We start from the raw sequence: 18,386 nt of genomic DNA, 5'->3' as shown, positions 1-18,386 counted from the left end.
TCACACCCACCCAAGTCGATCTTGTAATGGGCGTTATGCCGTGGTGGAGCGCACGTCCTCGAGCATGCCGACGATCGCCCGGCCGACCAGGCGCGGCACCTCCATCTGGGCGACGTGACCGACGCCGGGCAGGATCAGCAGCCGGCTGTCCGGGATGGCCCTGGCCACCTGGGCCGGCACTCGTGGATCGACCATCTTGTCGGTGAGGCCGCCGATCACCAGGGTGGGCGCTTTCACCCGCTCCGCCAGGCGCCACTGCGAGTTGACGCCGGGCAGGTAGGCCCGCAGGAAGCTGCCCACCAGTCCGCGCAGGGTGCCCAGGTAGGCGCGCGGATAGTGGGCGATCGTGTAGCGGAGCTGGATCTCCTCCATCGCCTCGGCGCGGCGCTGCGGGTGCACCTTGCTGGTGTCGCCGAAGCAGGCGGCGAGCACCTGCTCGGCCATCTGCTCCGCGGTGATCCGGGTCAGTCCCCAGGCCATCAGGCGTTCCGCCCTGGGCAGGGCGAGCAGCGGCAGCAGCGGGCCCTGCGCGGTGCGGCGTGGGTTGAGGAACGGCATGGCCGGGGAGACCAGCGTCAAGGTGCGCACCAGGTCGGGGCGGAGCGCGGCTACCCGCACCGAGATGGAGCCGCCGAGCGAGTTGCCGACCAGATGGACCGGGCCCCGGCCGGACGCCTCCAGATAGTCGATCAACGTGGTGGCGAAGGCCGGGATCGAATACCGCGGGCTGGGGTCGCTGTAGCCGAACCCGGGAAGGTCGACGGCCTGCCCGGCGAACCGGTCGGCGAGCAGGCCGGCCAGGTCGGTGAAGTTCTGCGAGGAGCCGCCGAGGCCGTGCACGTAGACCGCGGGCTCGGCGTCGGGCCGCAGCGCGGGGGTGTCACGGACGTGCACCATCGCGCCGCCCACCAGGACCCGCCGCGCGGGCCAGGGTGGCGGCACCTCACCTTCCGGCAACAGCTCGCTGTCCCCGGCCAGAACCGCGCCCTTCACTAGGCCAACAGTGCCTCGACGCGGCGGTTGACGGCGGCCAGTGTGGCGCGGACCATGGCGTGCCGGTCATCACCGGTGACCACGGCCGAGCCGGCCAGCTGCTCGACCCAGCCGCCCCCGCAGGAGAGCAGCAGCACCACCACCGCGACCTGGGTGGATCCGAACGAGACGGCGGCCGCGTGCTCCACGAAGCAGCGGGCCGGGCCATCGGCGTGCGTGGTGGTGGAGAGCAGCTCGTCGACCGCGCCGGCGGTGGCCGTGGCGCAGAGACGCAGCAGATAACCGTCGACGGCCGGGCCGGTGGCGACACCGGAGGTACTCCGGTCACCGGCGCGCAGCCGCACCTCCACGGTGGCGTCCGCACCGAACGTGTTGACGTGCACGTTCTCGATCAACACGCGGGGGCCGGGACGATCGCCCGGGTCGAGTGGGCGAGGCTGGTTGAGGTCGCGCGGGAGGACGGCGGCCGGCTTCTCCACCAGGGGCGCCGGCGACACCGGCGCCACCGGAACCGCGGAGACCGGCACCGGAGCGGGAGCGGGAGCGGCGGGCGGCACGAAGGCCGGGGCGGGTGGCGCGGAGGTCGTGGCGGCCGGCAGCGGAGCCGACGAGACCGGCCGGACCGGGGCGCGGCCGGGACGGGTGGCCTGGGTGGGCACGACTCGGGCCGGCGGCGCGATCGGGGCGCCCCCGAACGCGCCGGGCATCGCCGCGTCCAGACCCATCCGGTCCTGCAGCAGGCGGGCCACCTGACGGCTCACCTCGGCCGCGTCGGCGCCGTCGGCGAGGTCCAGCCGGAGGCTGTGCGCACCGGCCGGAGTGGCGCGCAGCGAGGCGTCACGCACGCCCGGCACCTCACGTACCGCGGCGAGGATGGCCTGCACATCGAAGCCCTCCTGGCGCTCCTGCGCCGGGACGACGTCACCGCGGCGCAGGTGTGTGGCGATTCGCGCCAGGGCGGGCGCTTCGGCCGATGGCTCCACGGAGGGCGGCTCCGGAACTCGGGGCACGTCCGGCTGGGCCGGGACGCGCTGGGGCAGTGCCCCGCTCGGCTCGTCACCCGGCGCGGAGCTGGAATCCTCCGCGGAGCCGGGGTAGCCGGGCGGGCCGAAGGGGACCGGCACCGGCTCGTAGCTCCGGCGCGAGAAACTGGCGGCATCGTACGTCGGCAGCCCCGGCTCGCCATCCGCCGACCGCTGGTCGCCCGCCTGCGCGACAGGTTCCGCCCGGGGCAGGCCCTGCGCCAACGTGTCGTTGACCAGCGCGTGCCTGGAGCGGATCGGTTCGGACTGCGCGTCGGTACGACTCAGTGGAGCTCCCTGGTTCTGGCCCGGCTCGCCGGGCGTCCAATCGGTGCGCGCGGAGGCGGGTGGCCGTGCCAGCGGGACAGCGGCGCGTTGCGCGGGGGCCGGCGGGGCGACGCGGTAGGAATCGTCGAGATCCCCCTCGTACGGATAAGGGGGTGCGCTGGAGGGCGACGCGCCCGGGTCAGGATCGACCGGACGCGGTCGGTGACCGAGAATGTCAGCCAACCGGCTGCGATCGCCGGGCCAGGCCGACGGTATGTCGTTGTTCCCGGAAGGGGGAATCTCGGTGAGCGGCGGGGGGTCCACGAAACCCGGTGGCGGTGGCACCTGGGCCGGCACGGCCGAACTGGGAGCGGGCCCAAACGGACGCTCCGGGAACGGCTGCCGGCTGATGTTGGCGCGCCGCCACGAGGGCACGTCAGCCTCCTGTTCCAGCGCCGCACCGGCGTTCGACCACGGGTTTTCGCCGTTTACCCAGCCATTCATCCGATTGTGGTCACGCGCGTCGGCACCGTTGCCGCCACCCGCGGCTCCGGTGTCTCCGGAATGCCCAGTTTCATCCACCGCGTGCTCCTCGCTCGCCCCCGCTGAGGCTACCGTGTGGTTGCAGTGGCGATAAGTTGCAGCGTCGCGACAATTGCCCACACGACCGCGACAAGCGCCGATCCGGGCAATCCGCGCCGACAAACCGCGGGGACCGACCCCCTGGAGGTTCACCAGATATGACCGCCGCGTCCGGCGGGGCTCAGACCACTCGCCCCACTCGGCTGCCACGCTCGGCACGCCGTAAGCAACTGCTGGCCGCCGCCCAGCAAATTTTCGTCGCGCACGGGTACCACGCCGCCGCGATGGACGACATCGCGGAACGCGCGGGCGTCTCCAAGCCCGTGCTCTACCAACACTTCCCCGGCAAGCTCGAGCTCTACCTGGCCCTGCTGGACACGCACTGCGACGCGATAATCGCCAAGGTGCGCGGATCGCTGCTGGCCACGCCGGACAACAAGGAGCGGGTGAAGGGCGCGGTCCAGGCCTACTTCGACTTCATGGATCACGAGAGCGAGGCGTTCCGTCTGGTCTTCGAGTCCGATCTGCGGAACGACCCGCAGGTGCGGCAGCGGGTGGAGCGGGTCGAGCAGGGCTGCATCGAGGCCCTGACGGAGACCATCATCTCGGACACCGGCCTGCGACCGGACCAGGCTCAGCTGCTCGCCTCCGGGCTCGCCGGGGCCTCCGGCGCGGCCGCTCAGTACTGGCTGGCGAACGGCCGGCGTACGCCCAAAGCTGAAGCGGAGAGCCTCGTCGCCGCTCTGATCTGGCGTGGGATCGCGAGCTTCCCCCTCCAGGGCGGTTCAACGGCCGGAACCACACCGGAAATCGGATAGCCTTTCGAAGCGGTACACGGTTGACAAAGGAGGACTCCGTGGAGGTCAAGATCGGCGTGCAACATACGCCGCGTGAGCTCGTGCTGGAAAGTGCTCAGACTCCGGCGGAGGTCGAGCAGGCAGTGTCCGAGGCTCTGGCCAAGGACGGCGTCCTTTCGCTCGCTGATGAGAAGGGCCGCAAGGTGATCATTCCGGTCGCCAAGCTGGCTTACGTGGAGATCGCCGAGGCCTCGCACCGGCCGTTCGGCTTCACCACTCGCTGAATTGACAGGAGGGGACCCTGGTCGCAGGGTTCCCTCCTGCAACTGCTCTCAGGTGTGTCTGCTATTGGGTCGGGTAGAGTGGCTGGTGTCGCCGCCGACGTCGATCTGTCAAGATCCGATTTTGACAAGGTCGGCGGCCCCGGCGTGTGGCCCGCTTTCGAGCGTGCGGCCCGCGCCTCACTACAGACCGCGCCCCAGAACATTCGACGGGCGCACCACGAGAGGGCACCCGTAAATCTTCATGACCGACAATGAGCAAGCTCTGATCCCCGTAACGAACCGCGCTCCGGTCCGCTCGGACAGTCCCACCTTCGCCGAGCTGGGCGTCCGCCCCGAGACCGTGGAGGCGCTGGCCAAGGCCGGCATCACGCACGCCTTCGCCATCCAGGAGTACGCGCTGCCCGTCGCGCTGCGCGGCACCGACCTCATCGGCCAGGCCCCGACCGGCACCGGCAAGACCCTGGGCTTCGGCCTGCCACTGCTGGAGCGGGTTCTCGCCCCCTCCGAGGGCGCCGACGGCCAGCCCCAGGCCCTGATCGTCGTCCCGACCCGTGAACTGGGCCTGCAGGTGGCCCGCGACCTGGCCGCGGCCGGCAGCACCCGGGGTGTCCGGGTCCTGCCGATCTACGGCGGTGTCGCGTACGAGCCGCAGGTCGACACCCTGAAGAAGGGCGTCGAGATTCTCGTCGGCACCCCCGGCCGGCTGCTCGACCTGGCCAAGCAGAAGCACCTGAAGCTGGGCTCGGTCCGCGCGCTGGTGCTCGACGAGGCGGACCGGATGCTCGACCTGGGCTTCCTGGACGACGTCGAGAAGATCCTGGCGATGCTCCCCGTTCAGCGCCAGACCATGCTCTTCTCGGCCACCATGCCGGACCCGATCGTGGCGCTGTCCCGCCGGTTCCTGCGTAACCCGATGACCATCCACGCCGGCCACACGACGGAGAGCGGCCCGTCGCCGCTGACCAAGCAGGTCGTCTACCGCACCCATCCGCTCAACAAGATCGAGATGGTGGCGCGGATCCTCCAGGCCAACGACCGCAGCCTCACGATGATCTTCACGCGGACCAAGCGGGCCGCCGACAAGGTCGCCGAGGAGCTGGACTTCCGTGGCTTCGCGGTCGCCGCGGTCCACGGCGACCTGGGCCAGGGCGCGCGCGAGCGGGCCCTCCGGGCCTTCCGCAGCGGCAAGATCGACGTGCTGGTCGCGACCGACGTGGCCGCCCGCGGCCTGGACGTCTCCGGCGTCACCCACGTCCTCAACTACGACTGCCCGGAGGACCCGGAGACCTACACGCACCGCATCGGCCGGACCGGCCGCGCGGGCGCCACCGGTGTCGCGGTGACGTTCGTGGACTGGGAGGACATGCCGCGCTGGGTACTGATCGACAAGTCGCTCGGGCTGAGCATGCCGGAGCCGCCGGAGACGTACCACACCAGCCCCGCGCTCTACGCCGACCTGGACATTCCGACCGACATCTCGGGCACCCTGCCGACCGCGGAGCGGAACCGGGCCGGCCTCTCCGCCGAGGTCGAGGAGGACCTCGGCGGTGGCGGACGCCGCCGGTCGCGCGGCGACCGGGGTGGACGCGGCGACCGCGGCGATCGCGGTGGGCGGTCACGTGGCGGATCCGGTCCGGCCTCGTCCGACGGCTCGGCCGCGTCGTCCTCCGAGGAAGGCGCGGAGCGGCCCGCACGGCAGCGGCGCCGGCGCCGGGTCGTCGAGGACCAGGGTTCCGAGCCCGGCGGTACGAACGGAACAACGGACGAGTCGTCGGCGGAGTCGCCCTCGGCTCCTGAGGAGCAGGCTCCGCGCAGCCGAAACCGTCGTCGCCGGACCACCACCGCGCTGCCGTTCTCGGATTCCGCTCCACTGGAATCGTCGGCCGATGCCCCGCTGGCGCCTTCTCCCGAAGGCCCCGCCGACTCCTCGGAGGAGTCCCGTCCGCGGCGCCGCCGGCGGACCAGCCGGGATGCCGGCACGGATCAGCCGGCCGAGAGCATGACCGGCGGTTCCGAGGCGGGCGTCGGCACCGCCGAGGCCTGAGGCGTTCGCCGAGTCCTGGGATCGCCTTTCCGGTCCCAGGATTCCTCCGCCGTACCGCCTCAGGTCCAGCGGTTCCCCAGGTCGGTCAGCAGGTCGAGGTTGAGCCGGACGGCCGCGGCCGCCTCGGCCAGGAACGCCTCCCGCTCGGTACGACTCCACGGCGTGGTGTCCAGGCGGTCGAGGTAACGCGCCCGGAACAGCTCCGGATCGACGCCCTCGAAGACGAAGAAGCGGTACCCCTGGCGGCGGAAGGCGTACGCCTCCAGGACTGCCGCGCCCAGCCACTGGCCGCCGTCGAGATCACTGAGATAGCGCGCGCCGTGGTGGGCGACATAGCCGGTCGCCCGGTCGAACGCCGCGCACCTGATCCGGGTGCAGTAGGTCGTGGTGGCCGGCAGCGCGGCGATCCGGCTCTGCCAGCGCGGGCCGTGCAGGAAACGCAGGTCGGCCTCGAGCTCCGGGACCCGGTACAGCTCCGGGAAGTAGAACCGGCCCGCCACCGGGTCGTCGGTCATCGCGGCCGTCGCCAGCTCCAGCGATTCGTAGACGAACCAGTGCTGGGCGACGAGCTCCGCATAGGCGGCGATCGGCAGGCGGCCGGTGGACAGGCACTCGACGAAGCGGCTACGGCGCGTGGCGGCGAACGCGTCCGAGAGGATGCTCCGCAGCTGGGCCGAGAGCGCGCCGGTGGCCGGTAGGTCCGTCAGATGCCACATCGGAGCTTCCCTTCGCCGCCCATCGATCAACCTAGCGGCGTGGAGCCGCTGTCCACAGCCCCTCAGCCTGATCTGACGGGGCGGGCAGAATGGAGTCATGCCACAACCGCTCGATCAAGCCCTCGCCGAGGTGCGCGAACTCCTCCTCACCCCGGGGCTGACCCGTGCCGTCGCGGCCGGCCGGCGCCGCGGGCAGGTGCCCTCGGTCACCCGTGCCCAGATTCGCCCCGTCTCTTTGAAGAGCGGTCCGAGGCTGCAGATCGTCACCGATGACGGTTCCCGGCCCTACACGCGGAACGTCACGCCCGGCGCGGAGGCCACCGCCGCGATCGACGAGCTGCTCGCCGAGCCGTTCGGCAACTGGCACGTGGAGACCGGCTCGGTCACTTTCCAACTGCGGATCACCAAGAAGGGCGAGGCCCAGGTGCATCGCTCCGCCGCGGCCGGGCCTTCCCCGGAGACCACGCATGACCGCGCCAAGCAGTGGCTGCTCGACCCGGGCGACCCGCTCTTCGAGGTGCTCGGGGGTAATGCGGCCAAGCGGCGGCAGATCGACGCCTTCCTGCGGGCGCTGGCCGCCACACTGCCCGAGCAGCTGCCGCCGACGCTCCGCGTCGTCGACCTGGGCTGCGGAAACGCCTATCTGACCTTCGCCGCCTACCGGTATCTGGCCGAGCGCGGCGTTGCGGTCGAGGTCGCCGGCGTCGACGTCCGCGAGGATCAGCGGGTACGCAACAGTGCCGTCGCCGAGCAGCTCGGCTGCTCCGCCGAGGTGACCTTCGTGGCCGGCACGATCGAGGCGGCCGACCTGCCGTTCACCCCGGATCTGGTGCTCGCGCTGCACGCCTGCGACACCGCGACCGATCAGGCGCTGGCCCAGGCCGTGCGCTGGGGAGCCCACTGGGTGCTGGCCGCGCCGTGCTGCCACCACGACATCGCCGCACAGCTCAAGGGCAACACCGCCCCGTCGCCGTACGGTGAGATCACCCGGCACGCGATCCTCCGGGAGCGCTTCGCCGACGTCCTCACCGACTCGCTGCGCGCCGCCCTGCTCCGGCTGAACGGTTACCGGGTGGACGTCGTGGAGTTCGTCGACTCCGCGCACACCCCACGCAACCTGCTGCTGCGCGCCCGCCGGACGGGCGCGACGCCCACCGCCGAACAGCGCGCGGAATACGACGCGCTGGTCGGGCAGTGGGGTGTGAAACCGGCGCTGGCCCTGATGCTCAGTTGACCTTCAGCGTCCACTCGGCGGTCTGCACCCGGCCGCCGACCTGGAAGTCGAAGAACATCCGGTAGTCACCGGGGCTGGGGGCGGTCAGCCAGAATTTGACCTTGCCGTCGACGAGTTGCTGCTCGGGGTGGACATGCAGGTAGGCGAGGTCGCCCTGGCGCAGCACCACCAGGTGGCCGTAGGCGCCTAGGTACGGCTCGACCGCGGCGGGTTTGCCGTCCGTGCCGGTCACCGTCATCAGCAGCGGCTGGACGGCCCGGGTGCTGGGCGTTCCCTCGTAGGTGACGGTGAGGCCCGCCGTCGCCGTGGTCGTCCGCTCCGGCGCGGGGAGCGGCTTCGGGGTGTAGTCGCCGGCGACCGTCAGGTCACTGCCCAGCGTCGTGGCCACCTGCTGACCACCGACCAGCGCGGTGAAATCGGCGATCATCCGATAGCTGCCCGGCTCGGCCAGGGTCAGGTCGATGCCCCAGGAGCCGTCGGCGGACATCTCCGGGTGCAGGTGCTGGAAGCCGGTGAGGTCACGGCGCGCCACGATCAGGTGCAACGGCTTGTCGTGAACGATCGCGTACGACGTGACCGGGACGCCGCTCGCCGCCACGATCGTGAAGCTGAGCCGCTGTTTCCTGCCCGCCTGGAACATGGTGCCGGCCGGGCGCAGGGTGAGGCCGTCGGAGCTGAGCGAGAGGCCCCCGACCGCGGCACCGGCGGCCAGGGGAAGGCCGGCGCCGGTGGTGCCGTGCGTGTGCGGCATGGCCTCGTTCATCACCGGGGTACCGGCGGTGGTCGTGGCCGTGGGAGTCACGGAGATGTCGGCGGAGGTGCCGTTGTTGAGCCGGCCCAGGCCGTACCCCGCGAAGAGCACGACGATCAGCAGGGCGCCGAACGCGGCCAGGCGGAAGGCGTCACGCCCCTCGGGGCCGGAGCGGGCCGGCGCGGCGGCCTCATCGGTCGGGTGCGAATCCGTCAGCTCCGCTCCGGTCAGCTCCGCGTCCGTCAGATCCAGGGCCCACCTGGATTTCTTGCGAGGCTCGGCCATGCCCGTCTCTCGGTCAGGCATCCGCGAGCTCGTAGCCGGCCTCATCGACCGCCGCGCGCACCGCGTCGTCGGTCAGCGGCGCCGCGCTGGTCACCGACACCCCGCCGGAACCGAGGTCGACCTGCACATCGGAGACGCCGGGAAGCGCCGAGATCTCCTCGGTCACCGCTTTGACGCAGTGCGAGCAGGTCATGCCCTTGACGGTGTAGGTGCTGGTCACAGCCATGACATTCGCCTTTCGGAGATTTTGGAGATTTCCGCTATTTCAGCGGTGTCCGCTCAGGACTTGATCAATCGGGCGATCGCGTCGGACGCCTCTTTGACCTTGGCGGACGGGTCACCGGCCCGGGCCGCGTCCACGACGCAGTGCGACAGGTGGTCTTCCAGCAGGCCGACCGCGACCGCTTGCAGCGCGCTCTTCGCCGCGGAGATCTGAGTCAGGACATCGATGCAGTACGTATCCTCGTCGACCATCCGCTGCAATCCGCGGATCTGGCCCTCGATGCGACGCAGGCGGCCGAGGACGGCGGCCTTGTCACCGGAGTAGCCGTGCGGGCCGTGCTGCGGGTGCGCCTCCTCAGACATGCCCTGAGCATACCCCCCGGCGGTATCTCGAAGCCGGCCTGTCCGGGGCATCGGTGTCAGAGGTGGGCGTACCGCCTCCCCAGACGCTGGGAATGTATTGGCGGGGCGGTCCGGCCTCCATGACACGATGCGGCGGAACCTGGAAACCGCGAAGGAGTCACTGTGGGAGACCGCGAACGGAACGGCTACGTCCTGACCGACGACACGAGCCGGGTCGATGTGGATCGCGTGCACCGCTGGCTGGCCGAGGAGTCGTACTGGGCGACCGGCCGACCGCACGAACTGGTCAGCCGCTCGATCGAGGGTTCGATGCCGTACTCGGTCCTCCACGGCGACGAGCAAGTGGCCTTCGCCCGCGTGGTCACCGACGGCGCCACCTTCGCCTGGATCTGCGACGTCTTCGTCGACCAGCAGCACCGCGGTCGCGGCCTGGGCGGCTGGATGGTCGACAGCATCGTCGAGGACATGGCCGGCCGTGGCATCCTCCGTCTCCTGCTCGCCACCAAGGACGCACACGAGGTCTATCGCCGCTCCGGTTTCGCCGCCCTGGCCGGCCCCGACCGCTACATGGAGATCGACCAGCGCCCTACCCGAAACGCCGTCCTCGGCCTCACCTGACCCGGATTCAGAGCGAGCCGGCAACAGATCGGCACCCGGACAGGCAGCCATCCCGAAGGGAAGCTCTCCCGGGCAGGCAGCCACCCGAAGGCAGGCCCTCCCGGGCAGGCAGCCATCCCGAAGGGAGGCCCTCCCGGACAGACAGCCACCCGAAGGCAGGCCCTCCCGGACAGACAGCCACCCGAAGGCAGGCCCTCCCGGACAGACAGCCACCCGAAGGCAGGCCCTCCCGGACAGACAGCCACCCCGGGCGGGGCTCTCCCGGTCAACCGGCCACCCCGGGCGGGGCTCTCCCGGTCAACCGGCCACAGCAAGAGCCAAGGGGAGAATGGACGCAGCACCGGCTCGGCGAAGGGCACGGCCGGCCAGCGTCATCGTCCAGCCGGAGTCGACCAGGTCGTCGACTAGCAGCAGCGGGCCAGGATGGGCCTCGATGCCGGCCGCGACCTCCGGCGGGACGGTAAAGGCGTCATGCAGCGCGCGAACCCGCTGGGCGCTGTTGCCGCGGAAACTCTCCGCGCTGGACCGCGCCGAGTGCAGCGCGCCGAGCAAAGGCAGCCGGCCGACCGTCGCGATGTGCTCGGCCAGGCTGTGGACAAGTTGTGGATGACGGTGTGAACCGACAGCCACGACGCCGACCGGGCGCTGCAGCCAGGCATCGTCGCCACGCGCCCACGCCCGGAGCACTTCGATGACCGCGCCCGCCAACTCGGCCGGGACCGGCGCGTCGGGCGACTCCGGGCCGACCACGCCGCGCAACCGCGTGCCCCACCCCAGGTCGGACAGGCGACCGACCACCCGGCCGGGCTCGATCTGCTCGGCCGGGCCGATCTTGCCCTTCAGCGAGATGCCGACCGCGGCCATCCCGGTCGGCCACATCTTCTTCGGTGCGATCTCCGCCCCGGGCCGCCCGAGGAACGCCCCGGCCGCGGCCAGCGAGCCGGACGACACCTCGGTGTCGAAGAGCGCCCCGGCACAGTTGTCGCACCGGCCGCACGGCGCCGCCTCCGGATCGTCCAGGCAGCGACGGAGGAACTCCATGCGGCAAGTGGACGTCTCCGCATACTTGATCATGGTCTGTTGCTCGGCGTCGCGTGCCTCGGCGACGCGTCGCAACCGTGCGGTGTCGTAGGTCCACGGTTCGCCGGTGGCGAGCCAGCCGCCGCGGGTGCGGCGCACCACGCCGTCCACGTCGAGGACCTTGAGCATCAGCTCCAGGCGATTGCGGCGCAGGTCGACCAGCGGCTCCAGGGCCTGAGTGGACATCGGCCGCTCGGCGGAGAGCTGGGCCAGCACGGAACGCACCTGCTCCTCGGGAGGGAAGGCGAGGGAGGCGAAGTAACGCCAGATCGCCGCGTCCTCCGGGCCGGGAAGCAACACGACCTCGGCGTGCTCGACCGCCCGGCCAGCCCGGCCGACCTGCTGGTAATACGCGATCGGCGAGTTCGGCGCGCCCAGGTGCACGACGAAGCCGAGGTCCGGCTTGTCGAAGCCCATACCGAGCGCGGACGTCGCCACCAGCGCCTTGATCTTGTTGTCGAGCAGGTCCTGCTCGGCGGCGCGACGCTCGGCGTCCTCCACCTGCCCCGTGTACGAAGCGACCGGGAAGCCACGTGAGCGCAGGAAGTCGGCGGTCTCGGTGGCTCCCGCGACGGTCAGCGTGTAGATGATGCCGGAGCCGGGCAGCTGGTCCAGCTGGTCGGCGAGCCACGCCAGCCGGTGCGTCGGGTCGGGCAGGTTCAGCACCGCGAGGCGCAGCGAGTCGCGGTCGAGCGTGCCGCGCAGCACCAGCGCGTCGCCGAGCTGATCGGCGACGTCGGTGGTCACGCGGGCGTTGGCGGTCGCGGTGGTGGCGAGCACCGGCGTGCGGGCCGGGAGCCCGGCGAGGAACGTCCGCAACCGCCGGTAGTCCGGCCGGAAGTCGTGACCCCAGTCGGAGACGCAGTGCGCCTCGTCGACCACCAGCAGGCCGGTGGTGTGCGCGAGGCCGGGCAGCACGTTGTCACGGAAATCGGGATTGTTCAGCCGCTCGGGGCTGATCAGCAGCACGTCCACGGTGCCGGCCCGGATCTCCCGCTCGATCTCGGTCCACTCGTCCAGGTTCGCCGAGTTGATCGTGCGGGCCCGGATGCCGGCCCGGGCCGCCGCGTCCACCTGGTTGCGCATCAGAGCGAGCAGCGGGGACACGATCACCGTGGGGCCGGCCGAGCCATCCGCCCGCAGCAGGGCGGTGGCCACGAAGTAGACCGCCGACTTGCCCCACCCGGTGCGCTGCACGCAGAGCACCCGGCGACGGTCGACGGTGAGCGCCTCGATGGCGCGCCATTGATCCTCGCGCAGTCTCGCGTGCTCCCCGGCGAGCCGGCGCAACACCTCCTCGGCGCGCTCCCGCACACTCGCCCGCTCAGCAGCGTCGGCCGTCATCCGCGTCGTCTCGGTCACCCGGCATGTCTATCAGCCCGCACCGACAGAACCGGAGTTATCCACAGTCCGCCGTTGTCCACAGGCCGAACAGAAAGTCGAGCGACGGTCGCGGCACCGAGCCAAGCTGCTGAGGCACCCGAACCACACCGACGGGAGGAAGCCATGCGCACAGCACCCCGGCCGAGCCCGCGCCGGCGACTCCGGCCGGCCGATCGCGGCACCGGAGCCCGACCGCCACCAGGGCCGCCCGGCCGGCGGCCGGGCGGCCGGCCCCCGCTTCAGCGATTCCGACCCGGACCGACTCCTGAATGGAAGTGTCAGGACATGAGCAAAACGATCGCCGAAAAGCTGTTGATCAAGCCGAACTCCACCGTCTGGGTCAATCAGCCGGCCCTGCTCCCGCTGCTCACCCCGATGCCGGAGGGTGTGCGGGAGAGCGCGGAGCTGCTCACCGCCGGCACCGCCGTGCTCTTCGCCGAGAATGCCGCCGCCGTGCGTGAGCAGCTCACCGAGCACCGGGCCGACCTGGACAAGCCGGGCGTGTTCTGGATCGCCTATCCGAAGGGCAACAAGGCGGACATCAACCGGGACACTCTGTGGCCCATCGTGGCCGATTTCGACATGCGCCCATGCGGCCAGGTGGCGATCGACGATCGCTGGTCCGGGCTGCGCTTCCGGCCGAACCGTCCGGGCGAGGGCCGATTCACCGGAGGCGGCCGATGACCCGCGGACACCCGCTCCGGCGGCCGGTCGTTCCAGCCGCCGGGACCGGGTGGCCGCGGAGAGCCCTGCCGAGCCGGGTCGCGCGGTCAGTGGCCGAGGACGGAGCCGCCGTTGACATTGATGATCTGGCCGGTCACAAAGCCGCCGCCCGGCCCGACCAGCCAGCGCACCGATTCGGCGATCTCCTGCGGTTCGCCCGGCCGGTTGACCAGCGTGGTGGCGACCCGGGCGGCATGCCCCTCGGGCGTCATCCGGCCGCCGAAGAACTCGCTGTCGATGACGTAACCGGGCGAGATCACGTTGGCCGTGATCCCCTCCGCGCCGAGGCTGGTGGCGAGGCTCATCGCATACCCGTGAAGGGCGGACTTGGCCGCGGAGTAGGGCCCGCCGCCGCCCCGCTGGGCCGCGATCGAGCTGGTCAGGATGATCTTTCCGCCGGGCCGGCGGAGCCGCGGCAACAGTGCGGTGGTCATGAGTACGGCGGTGAGCACGTTCGAGTCGAAGTTCGCCCGCCACTGTGCGGCCACGGCGTCGAGCGTGCTCTCGTCGCCGTCGATATAGGCCCCAGCGTTGTTGACCAGGACATCCACCGCACGGTCGGCCACCGCCTCCACGACCTTGAGGACCTGGGCCGGGTCGGAGGCGTCCGCCGTCACGGCGGTGGCCTGCGGACCGATCCACTTCACCGCGTCGGCGAGCACCTCGGGACGGCGTCCCACGATGATCACGTCGAAGCCCTCGCCCGCCAGCATGCCGGCGGTCGCCTTGCCGATCCCGGTGCCTCCGCCGGTGACCACAGCCAGTCTTGTCATGACCTCGACCCTATCCAGCAATCCAGGACACGGATCTCAGAGTGCGAGCGAGAAACCGCCACTCGGCTTGGCCGGCACGGCCGGGGAACGCTCGACCGGAGGTGGCGTGACCCGGCCTCGCGCGGCACCACCCGGGCGCGACGGCTGGCGCTTGGCCTTGCCGATCGCCTCGTCCGGCCCGGGACGCTCCTTCGCAGAGGTGGCGCTCACCGAGTCGCCCTTCACCGGCGCGGGGCCGTTGATGCTGCCCAGCACCTCGGTCCGGCACGGGTGACCGTTCATGGCGAAGGAGAGCGGCAGCGGGTTGCCGTCACGGTAATCGCCGCGCAGGGTGAGCACCCGGCTCCGGCCCTGGCCGTGCACCATGACGTGCTGGCCGCGCTGGGTGACCGCCGGGGGCACACCGGCGAGCCGCTGCGTGCCAGGGAAGGTGAAATTGATCCACCAGCCATCGGGCCCGCCCGTGGTGAGCACCGTCATCCGCGCTTCAAAGGAACCGCCAGAGTCGCGTTGCACCTGGTAGCGGACCTGGCAGCGGATCCGTTGCGCAGTGACGCCACCCGCGGCGGTTCCGCCGGCGGAGGCACTGGACTGATCGGCCTCGGCGGGCTGACGCCGGGCCGACCAGCTCAACGCGCTGCCGGCAAGCAGCACCATGGAGGCCAACGCGGCGACCACGGACAAGCGACGCCGGTCGCGGGTCAAATGGCCGCGGCGGATCCAGGCGTCGGCCGCACCGGCTCGCCGCCGCCGGGTGCCGATGAAGAGGCCGCCGCCCAGCGGCCGCACCTCACCGATCCGCAGCGCGGCGCCGATTCTGAGGCCGGCGCGCAGCCGCAGCTTGCGAACCTGGCGGCTTGGCGGGCTCGGCAGCCACACGAGGCGACGCCCGCGTTCGGCCGTGGAGCTGGGGACGTCCGCCGCGGTTCGCACCGCTGGGGCCCACGGCCGTTCCCCGGGGCGGAGCGGCGGGATGATCGGGCGTACTCCGACGGTGGCCGCCAGCGCGCGGGCCAGCTCGGCGGCGGGCGGCCGGTCGGCCGGATCCTTGGCCAGGCAGCGCAGGCACAGGTCGCCCACCGTGACCGGCATCCCGGGGAAGTGCGGTACCGGGTCGGGGTCGGCGTACAGGTGGGCACGGAGCGCTTCCGCGGTGTTCTCGGCGGGCCAGGGCATCCGCCCGGTGAGCGCGCGGTAGAGGAGCAGACCGAGGGCGTACACGTCGGTGGCCGGGGAGACCTGCGCGCCGCCCAGGCGTTCCGGAGCCAGGTATGCGGGGGTGCCGAGCAGACTCCCGTCCGGGCCGGCGTCGCGCTGGCCGACCAGCGCCGAGATGCCGAAGTCGACCACCTTCGCGCCGGCTCCGGTGAGCATCACGTTGGCCGGGGTCACATCACGGTGCACGACGCCGCGCGCGTGCGCGGTGGCCAGCGCGGAGGCGACCTCGGCGCAGACCATCACGGCTTCCCGCCACTCCAGCGAGCCCTGCCGGCCGATCCGGGCGCCGACTGACTCGCCATCGTTCAGTTCCATCACCACGTAAGGGACGGTCAGATGCTCCGAGAGCAGAGCTTCACCGAAGTCGTAGACGCCGGTGATGTGCGGGTGGCAGAGCCGGGCCGCGGCCAGCGCCTCCTGACGCAGGCGGTCGCGGAAGGCATGATCCGTGGCCAGTCGCGGGGAGAGCACCTTGACCGCGATCTCGCGACCCAGCGTCTCGTCGTAACCACGCCAGACCACCGACATACCACCGATGCCGAGCTTCTCGACGAGGCGATATCGCCCGGCGATGCGAAGCGGCCCCTCTTGACCGTTTCGCTCCGTACGCCCCATGCGCCGATTCTCGCCCGCGTCGCTCGCCCACCGGAGCCGCACACCGAAAACCGCTCGGATTCGCGGCCCGGACCACTCAAAGCGGGCCACAGGGCAAATCTCGCCTCAGCCAGGGCGAAGGCAGGCCGAGCCAGAGGTACTGAACTCACCTCGGAAGGAACTGCGCTACCGGGCCGAAGTCGTCTGCCGAAACCCCGGCACCACCGATGCAGACGGTCAGCCCGGGGTCGGACAGGAGCTTGACAGCCCTCGACCTTGGGCAGGATGGCCGCTCGCCCGTCCGGGCAAGACGGCCGCCCACCTGGAGTCAGCCACCCCTCCCCCTGCGCAAAGCGGCCGCCCGCCTGCCTGCCGCCGGGGCCGCCTGCCGCTGAGCCGCCCACCGCCGGGACGCCCGCCGCTGAGCCGCCCACCGCCGGGACCGCCCGCCGCCAGGGCCGCTTGCCCGCCTGCCGCCGGGCCGCCTCGCGTTCGACGGCGTCTCTGGGCGAGGTGGACGCCCAGGATTCACCCTGAACAGCACACGAGGCCCGCCCCTGAACGGGACGGGCCTCGGCGAGAAGGAGGTCAGATCATGGAGAGATGTACGTGGTTGGTGTGAACCACGGACGGACCGCCGCTGGCGCTGTAGGCACGCCACCCGGTGCTCGGCATCCAGATCTGGCGATACCAGATCACGTACAACACCCCGAGGCTGTCCGCGTTCTTCACGAAGTACGCGGCGAGTCGGTCACCATACGCCTTGTCACTGCCGGTAGCGGCCGCGTCTTTGAAGGTGCTGGCGTTGGACGAGAAGTCGCAGGCCCGACCCTTCGGATGCTCGCCCGAGGACCGCTGGCTCCAACACACCGTGTAGTGCGTGAAGCTGTCCGCCCGAGCCTCCTGGTACGCGTGCAGCATGCGCGGCGTGATGCATCCGGTCGACGTCGGGTCGTCGATCGTGCACGACTCGGTCGGCCATGACCCGTCGGAGTTGCGCGGCGCCGCGGCGGCGGCCGGCGAGGACGCGTCGATGAATCCGCCGGCCGCCCCGCCGCCGACCTCGGCGAGCGCGGCCTCGGCCTGCTTCTTCTTCCGCTCCATCACCAGGAGTTGGCGCTTCTGCTCGTTGACCTCGGCGGCCAGTGCGACCTGCGCCTTCTTGGTGGTGTCGATGTCCTCCTGGTAGGAGGCGAGTGTGCTGCCGTCCACCTGGGCGAGCATGTCGAGCCCCTGCACCCGCTCGACGAAACTGTCCGGCGAGCTGCTGTTCAACAGCAGCATGACGGTGCTCATCCGGCCCAGCTGATAGGACCGGTTGGCCACGGCGGCGACCCGCTTGGTGAGTCTCTCGACCCGCCCCTGTGCCGCCTTCAGCGTCGCGTCGAGCTGAGTCTGCCGCTTCTTGGAGGCGGCCAGCTTCGTCTTCGCCTGGTCGTACCCCTTGGCGGCAGCCGTGAGGTTGGCCCGCAGCTTCTTGGTCCCGCCTTCCGGATCGGCGGCGAACGCCGGGGTTCCGGACACTACGAGAACAGCCGCGACCACGGTCGTGAAGAGGGCGAACAGAGCAGTCCGCCGGCGCGGGGGGATGGCCGCCACGGAAACCTCCAAGTCGGGAGCGCCGGTACTTTACCGCGCCGGACCTGGAGGGAAGAAGATCGATCAGGTTGCCGAATATCCACCGTCTACAAAGAGTGTCTGACCGGTTACCGCTCGACTCGCACCGCTCGCCAGGAAAACGGCACATCCGGCGAAATCCTCTGGCAGTCCGTTCCGACCGATCATGGTCCGGCCGGCGTGCGCGGACACTTTTGAGGGATCGGCGAAGACCTGTTCGGTCAATGGGGTGTGCACCACTCCGGGCGCGATCGCGTTGCAGCAGACACCGTGCCGGGACCACGCCTCGGCCTGCGAGCGGGTGAGGCCGACCAGACCAGCCTTGGCCGCACCGTACGCCCCGCTGTTGCCGTAGGCCCGGAACGCCTGCTGCGAGACGATGTTGATGATCCGGCCCCAGCCGCGGCGGGCCATCGTCGGGCCGAACGCCTGCCCGAGCAGGAACGGGGAGGTAAGGTTCGCCGCCAGGGTGATGTCCCAGACCTCCTCGGTGAGTTCGTCGAGCGGCGGGCGCAGGTTCACGGCGGCCGAGTTGACCAAGATGTCCGGAACGCCGTACCCGGAAGTGATTTCGGCGATCGCGGCTCGCACCGCGTCGCGATCCGCGAGGTCCGCAGTGACCGCGCCGCCTTCGGCACCGAATTTCTCCAGCTCCGCGAGCACTTCGGCGATCGGCGCCGGGCGCCGGGCCACCAGCACGACGCGGGCGCCGGCACGCCCCAGGGCGAGGGCGATGTCGCGGCCGATCCCGGAGCTGCCGCCGGTCACCACCGCAGTCCGCCCGCCCAACCCGAAGAGCTCATCGAGGTACGAGGTCATA

Annotated in this window: 17 protein-coding genes; 6 read left to right on the top strand and 11 right to left on the bottom strand. The window is 71.2% G+C overall.

The features are described 5' to 3' along the window. Positions 1–33: 33 nt before the first annotated feature. Together CHC09_RS10305 and CHC09_RS10300 are read right to left on the bottom strand one after the other, a co-directional pair. A complete protein-coding gene (locus CHC09_RS10305) occupies positions 34–993 on the bottom strand; it encodes an alpha/beta fold hydrolase (RefSeq protein WP_089292816.1) in 960 nt (319 codons plus the stop codon). Beyond that, positions 993–2,525, bottom strand: coding sequence for a Daple (locus CHC09_RS10300; RefSeq protein WP_239138335.1), 1,533 nt, complete (start codon positions 2,523–2,525; stop codon positions 993–995). Before CHC09_RS10300 ends, CHC09_RS10305 begins: the two co-directional genes overlap by 1 nt. 497 nt (positions 2,526–3,022) lie before the next feature. Here CHC09_RS10300 and CHC09_RS10295 point away from each other — a divergent pair, with 497 nt between their 5' ends. From CHC09_RS10295 to CHC09_RS10285, 3 genes are all read left to right on the top strand, one after another. After that, on the top strand, positions 3,023–3,682 hold the full coding sequence (locus CHC09_RS10295) for a TetR/AcrR family transcriptional regulator (RefSeq protein ID WP_089292814.1): 660 nt from the start codon (positions 3,023–3,025) through the stop codon (positions 3,680–3,682). A 38-nt stretch (positions 3,683–3,720) separates the two neighbouring features. Continuing rightward, positions 3,721–3,945, top strand: a complete 225-nt coding sequence (locus CHC09_RS10290) for a DUF3107 domain-containing protein (protein ID WP_089292813.1) — start codon at positions 3,721–3,723, stop codon at positions 3,943–3,945. A 241-nt stretch (positions 3,946–4,186) separates the two neighbouring features. Next, positions 4,187–5,989: a DEAD/DEAH box helicase gene (locus CHC09_RS10285; protein ID WP_089292812.1), complete on the top strand. Its 1,803-nt coding sequence runs from the start codon at positions 4,187–4,189 to the stop codon at positions 5,987–5,989. 59 nt (positions 5,990–6,048) lie between these two features. On the opposite strand, the gene CHC09_RS10280 is transcribed toward CHC09_RS10285, so the two are convergent. Then, positions 6,049–6,705, bottom strand: coding sequence for a biliverdin-producing heme oxygenase (locus tag CHC09_RS10280; RefSeq protein ID WP_089292811.1), 657 nt, complete (start codon positions 6,703–6,705; stop codon positions 6,049–6,051). 97 nt (positions 6,706–6,802) lie between these two features. Between CHC09_RS10280 and CHC09_RS10275 the strand changes: the two genes are divergently transcribed. Continuing rightward, a complete protein-coding gene (locus tag CHC09_RS10275) occupies positions 6,803–7,939 on the top strand; it encodes a class I SAM-dependent methyltransferase (RefSeq protein WP_089292810.1) in 1,137 nt (378 codons plus the stop codon). Here the strand turns inward: CHC09_RS10275 and CHC09_RS10270 are convergent. The 3 genes from CHC09_RS10270 to CHC09_RS10260 are packed head-to-tail and all read right to left on the bottom strand — an operon-like array spanning position 7,932 to position 9,560. Continuing rightward, the gene (locus tag CHC09_RS10270; protein WP_239138334.1) at positions 7,932–8,996 is read right to left on the bottom strand and encodes a hypothetical protein; all 1,065 of its coding nucleotides are present in this window, start codon (positions 8,994–8,996) and stop codon (positions 7,932–7,934) included. The two genes, CHC09_RS10275 and CHC09_RS10270, sit on opposite strands and share 8 nt — an antisense overlap. Continuing rightward, complete coding sequence (locus CHC09_RS10265) at positions 8,989–9,201, bottom strand: heavy-metal-associated domain-containing protein (protein WP_089292809.1); 213 nt, start codon at positions 9,199–9,201, stop codon at positions 8,989–8,991. Before CHC09_RS10265 ends, CHC09_RS10270 begins: the two co-directional genes overlap by 8 nt. A gap of 53 nt (positions 9,202–9,254) precedes the next feature. After that, positions 9,255–9,560 carry a metal-sensitive transcriptional regulator gene (locus tag CHC09_RS10260; RefSeq protein ID WP_089292808.1) on the bottom strand — a complete coding sequence of 102 codons (306 nt, stop codon included), beginning with the start codon at positions 9,558–9,560 and terminating at the stop codon, positions 9,255–9,257. A gap of 162 nt (positions 9,561–9,722) precedes the next feature. On the opposite strand from CHC09_RS10260, the gene CHC09_RS10255 reads away from it, so the two are divergent. After that, positions 9,723–10,178 carry a GNAT family N-acetyltransferase gene (locus tag CHC09_RS10255; protein WP_089292807.1) on the top strand — a complete coding sequence of 152 codons (456 nt, stop codon included), beginning with the start codon at positions 9,723–9,725 and terminating at the stop codon, positions 10,176–10,178. Between the two features lie 297 nt (positions 10,179–10,475). Here CHC09_RS10255 and CHC09_RS10250 read toward each other — a convergent pair whose 3' ends face one another. After that, on the bottom strand, positions 10,476–12,602 hold the full coding sequence (locus tag CHC09_RS10250) for a RecQ family ATP-dependent DNA helicase (RefSeq protein ID WP_089293178.1): 2,127 nt from the start codon (positions 12,600–12,602) through the stop codon (positions 10,476–10,478). 324 nt (positions 12,603–12,926) lie between these two features. Between CHC09_RS10250 and CHC09_RS10245 the strand changes: the two genes are divergently transcribed. Continuing rightward, positions 12,927–13,325, top strand: a complete 399-nt coding sequence (locus CHC09_RS10245) for a hypothetical protein (RefSeq protein WP_089292806.1) — start codon at positions 12,927–12,929, stop codon at positions 13,323–13,325. 86 nt (positions 13,326–13,411) lie between these two features. On the opposite strand, the gene CHC09_RS10240 is transcribed toward CHC09_RS10245, so the two are convergent. The 4 genes from CHC09_RS10240 to CHC09_RS10225 form a co-directional block, all read right to left on the bottom strand. Continuing rightward, a complete protein-coding gene (locus CHC09_RS10240) occupies positions 13,412–14,137 on the bottom strand; it encodes an SDR family NAD(P)-dependent oxidoreductase (RefSeq protein WP_089292805.1) in 726 nt (241 codons plus the stop codon). Between the two features lie 36 nt (positions 14,138–14,173). Further along, positions 14,174–15,970, bottom strand: coding sequence for a serine/threonine-protein kinase (locus CHC09_RS10235; protein WP_089292804.1), 1,797 nt, complete (start codon positions 15,968–15,970; stop codon positions 14,174–14,176). Positions 15,971–16,537: 567 nt separating this feature from the next. Then, positions 16,538–17,548 carry a coiled-coil domain-containing protein gene (locus tag CHC09_RS10230; RefSeq protein WP_089292803.1) on the bottom strand — a complete coding sequence of 337 codons (1,011 nt, stop codon included), beginning with the start codon at positions 17,546–17,548 and terminating at the stop codon, positions 16,538–16,540. A gap of 63 nt (positions 17,549–17,611) precedes the next feature. Beyond that, on the bottom strand, positions 17,612–18,385 hold the full coding sequence (locus tag CHC09_RS10225; RefSeq protein ID WP_089292802.1) for an SDR family NAD(P)-dependent oxidoreductase: 774 nt from the start codon (positions 18,383–18,385) through the stop codon (positions 17,612–17,614). Between the last annotated feature and the right edge of the window lies 1 nt (position 18,386).

The sequence above is a fragment of the Actinoplanes regularis genome, from assembly GCF_900188005.1.
In the GTDB taxonomy this organism is placed as follows: Bacteria; Actinomycetota; Actinomycetes; order Mycobacteriales; family Micromonosporaceae; genus Actinoplanes; species Actinoplanes regularis.
Note: the sequence above shows the minus strand (reverse complement) of the source record. Positions and strands in the feature narration are given on the sequence as shown.